Consider the following 2,704-nt stretch of genomic DNA (forward strand, 5'->3'; position numbering starts at 1 on the left):
GCTCAACGCAGGCGCAACGACCGGTTCTTGATCTCTACCTTATCCGCGGGCGCCCATCCCGCGCAGCGGGTTCGTTCTGCGTGCCCAGCCCGACGTTTGGCCCGATCTCCTGACGGCTCCCTGTCAGGAGGGCCGTGCTAAACTTCTCCCACGATTGCTGAAGAACAAAAGGTCTTTGACTATCACGATATCGCCGTTTCTCGTCGCTCTCGGATCCAAGGCTCCGCCAGCCGACCGGGCGAAAGACATGCACCTGTACGGGTGGCTGATCGGAAGCTGGGAATGGACACCATACGTCATCTCGATGACGGCACGACCGAGGAATCAACCGGAGAAATCCATTTCGGCTGGGTGCTGGAAGGTCGCGCCATTCAGAATATCTGGATCAGGCCCAGACGCCCTGCGCCGTCCACCATGTATGGAACGACCTTGCGTATCTTCGATCCCGACATCGGGGGCTGGCACATCATCTGGAACGACCCGCTCAACCAGGACTACTCGCGCCAGATTGGACGAGCCGAGGGTAAGGACATTGTCCAGATCGGCGAGGATTCGCGCGGCCTCAAAGCGCGGTGGCGTTTCACCGAGATCGCGGCCGACAGCTTCCATTGGATCGGCGAGGAAAGATCGTCCGGCAACGATCCGTGGCAAATCACCTGCGAGCATTTTGCCCGCAGAACGGATCCTTGAAACCTTGGGCCGGTCCAGCAGAAACTGGCCCTTCCCTTTCCATCTAAGTGAAGCCGCTTTCGGCTCTCTGGACGGGGCCGGATGCGGACCATTATCGCGCATCATTTGGCCGTCCGATCGCAATCAGGAAAGGGTTACGACAATGAGCAAAAAGCACTTTTTGCGTGGCATGGCCACGGTGAACTTCTGGGCCGACGACGTGGCCGCGGCGCGCGACTGGTACGCGGAGCTGTTCGGCGTCGAGGCGTACTTCCAGCGGCCCGATGCGGAAAACCCCGCCTATGTCGAGTTCCGAATCGGCGACGACGAGGACGAGTTCGGCATCATCGACCGCCGCTACGCACCAGCAACGATGCAGCCCGGTCCGGGCGGCGCCATACTGCTGTGGCAGGTCGACGACATCGAGGCGGCGTTCGCTCGGCTCAAGGCCATAGGCGCCACGGAGTACGATCCGATCAACAAGCGCGAGAGCGACTTCGTCACCGCCTCGGTGGTCGATCCGTTCGGCAACGTATTGGGTATCATGTACAATCCGCACTACGTCGAGATGCTCGAGTCGCGGACAGCGTAGGCAGACGAGGCCGCGTTCGCATGGGCTTGGCCGGAAGGAGGGCGGTAGGCTGAACGTATTCAACGCAGACAAGGCCGGTGCGGCCGGTATCATGCTCGCGACGCTTGTTGGCGTGGCCGCGATGAGTCAGGTGTTTCGTACTATTGCGGCCATCGTCGCCCCCGGACTGCAACGTGAATTCGGACTCTCGACCGAAGAACTCGGCATCTACGCCGGCGCCTTCCATCTGTCCTTTGCCCTCGCCCAGATCCCGATGGGCCTAGCGCTTGACCTTTATGGCGTGAGAAAGACCGTTGGTTCGGCTTTCCTCCTTGCAGTAGCGGGAGCGCTCCTGTCGTTCATTGCAACAGGCTTCCCAGTTTTGATGCTGGGGCAGTTGCTCATTGGCATCGGCTGCGCACCAGCCTTTGTGGGATCGCTGTTCTTTGTAAGCAAACATTTTTCTGAAAAGAGTTTTGCCCGAGTATCGGGCTTGGTTCTCAGCTTCAGCGGCCTTGGGTTACTGGCCACTGGCACGCCGCTGGCATGGGTAGTCGAACATTGGGGCTGGCGCAGCGCTTTTGTGGTGACAGGCGCCGTTGCGGCGGCAAACTTGGTCTGCATCCTGGTCCTCGTTCGGGATGATCACGGCAAGAACTCAGGCGACATCGCAGGCGCAATTCGAGAGACACTTGCGATCCTGAAAGAACGGCAGACCAAGGGCATCGTTGCGCTCGGGCTCGTTGGTTATCCGTCCTACATCGCGCTGAGGGGCCTGTGGGCGACACCCTTGTTCATGGAGCGACACGGCTTCACACTGACGGGCGTCGGGAATGTGCTTCTCGCCTCGTCGGTCGCGACCTTGGTTGGCCCACCGCTATTCGGTCTGGTGCGGGCGAAAGGACGCTCACGGCGATACCTGATCTGCGCGAGCATGGCCACTTCCGCTGGGATTTTCCTTATCCTTGCAATCTCCGCCAACTGGATCGTCAATGCTACGATGTGCGTTGCGCTTGGGGCGCTCACCGGCTTCACGATCTTGCAGTTCGCAGACACTAAGAGTGCATATGATCCTCAGGTCGTCGGCCGGGCATTCGGAATTCTGAACACAGCTGTATTCCTCGGCGTTGCCATCATGCAGGGCGCAACTGGATGGGTGGCGTCCACCGCGAGCACGTTTAGCCCCAATCAATTCGCTGCTGTCTTCGCGTTCATCGCCGCGGCGTGCCTGCTGGCCATGGTCGCCTTCTTCATGCTTCCCTGGCCAGAATGGGAGGTCGGCAGCAAAACTGATGTTTAGGTATCAACGCCTTGCTAAGTGGATGGTAAACCAATCCTGATAGTGTTGAATGGGAGGCCGGGCGTGCTTACTCTAGTCGACAGCTACGGGCCGACGAACGAACCCGCTGCGCGGGATGGGCGCCCGCGGATAAGGTAGAGATCAAGAACCGGTCGTTGCGCCTG

At 59.9% G+C, this 2,704-nt stretch carries 3 protein-coding genes; all 3 read left to right on the plus strand.

Annotated elements, in window-relative coordinates; all coding sequences use genetic code 11:
• Positions 1 to 282 precede the first annotated feature (282 nt).
• Positions 283 to 690, plus strand: a complete 408-nt coding sequence (locus tag AC0L17_RS34250; RefSeq protein WP_473518955.1) for a hypothetical protein — start codon at positions 283 to 285, stop codon at positions 688 to 690.
• Positions 691 to 832: 142 nt separating this feature from the next.
• Positions 833 to 1,261, plus strand: a complete 429-nt coding sequence (locus AC0L17_RS34255; protein ID WP_473518956.1) for a VOC family protein — start codon at positions 833 to 835, stop codon at positions 1,259 to 1,261.
• A 91-nt stretch (positions 1,262 to 1,352) separates the two neighbouring features.
• Positions 1,353 to 2,540: an MFS transporter gene (locus AC0L17_RS34260; protein WP_473518957.1), complete on the plus strand. Its 1,188-nt coding sequence runs from the start codon at positions 1,353 to 1,355 to the stop codon at positions 2,538 to 2,540.
• Positions 2,541 to 2,704: the final 164 nt, after the last annotated feature.

Source organism: Mesorhizobium sp. WSM4829, assembly GCF_055811475.1.

Coding starts and splice junctions, on each gene's coding strand:
- AC0L17_RS34250 (WP_473518955.1), top strand. CDS start 283: ATGGACACCATACGTCATCTCGATGACGGCACGACCGAGGAATCAACC.
- AC0L17_RS34255 (WP_473518956.1), top strand. CDS start 833: ATGAGCAAAAAGCACTTTTTGCGTGGCATGGCCACGGTGAACTTCTGG.
- AC0L17_RS34260 (WP_473518957.1), top strand. CDS start 1,353: ATGCTCGCGACGCTTGTTGGCGTGGCCGCGATGAGTCAGGTGTTTCGT.